Raw genomic sequence first — 788 nt, forward strand, 5'->3', positions numbered from 1 at the left:
ACACCTTTTCACGAGTATGCGAGGGGAGATGCAAATGTTGTAGTCGCTCAATTAAAGGGTAGAAACCTTGTTCCTGAAAATGAAATAAAAGGTATTCCAAGTGTGCAGATTCAAGAGACACCTTTATCAGATTTCTTTCATGAAGTCATGCTCTACTACAGCAAAGCAGATGTAGTCGCCCATCAAATTGATAACGATAATGCTCGTTTGGATGTAGGTCCTATTAAGAAAAAAGATATTGCGTATAATTATCAATATGCTCTGGGAGAAATTACGGTATATAAGGTAACTGGGAAAGACTTAAAAGACTATATGGAATGGGCGGCAGGGTACTTTAACTCATCTCGTGCCGGAGATGTAACAGTTAGCTTTGATAAAACTCGTCGTGCTTCTAAATACAGTACGAACGATTTCTTTGGAGGAGTAAAATACGAAATTGACTTAACAAAACCATATGGAAGTAGAATTACAAATTTACGTTCTATTCGTACAAATAAACCAATCAAAACGAACGATGTTATGACGCTGGGAATGAATGCATATAGAATGGAGGCTCTTCAGGCAAAAGGTGGAGCTTTAGAGGGGCGTAAGTTTGAACAAATTTGGTCATCTAAACAAGAGAATGCATTCGGGGAAACTGGTGGAACCATTCGTAACCTTGCTATTACATATTTAAAAGAGGTAAAGAATGGTGTATACACACCAAAAGTTATGCATAATTGGAAAATTACTGGCGTGAATACACATTCTTCAGAGCATAAGGCTGTAGTGGATCTTGTAAATAAAGG

1 protein-coding gene is annotated in these 788 nt (G+C 37.6%); it reads left to right on the forward strand.

Going from position 1 to position 788, the window contains the following annotated elements; all coding sequences use genetic code 11:
- Positions 1-788, forward strand: a 788-nt coding sequence (locus FS802_RS30650) for a 5'-nucleotidase C-terminal domain-containing protein (protein ID WP_186367232.1), incomplete at both ends; no start/stop codon positions are given.

Source organism: Bacillus sp. DE0042 (genome assembly GCF_007680225.1).
In the GTDB taxonomy this organism is placed as follows: Bacteria; Bacillota; Bacilli; order Bacillales; family Bacillaceae_G; genus Bacillus_A; species Bacillus_A wiedmannii.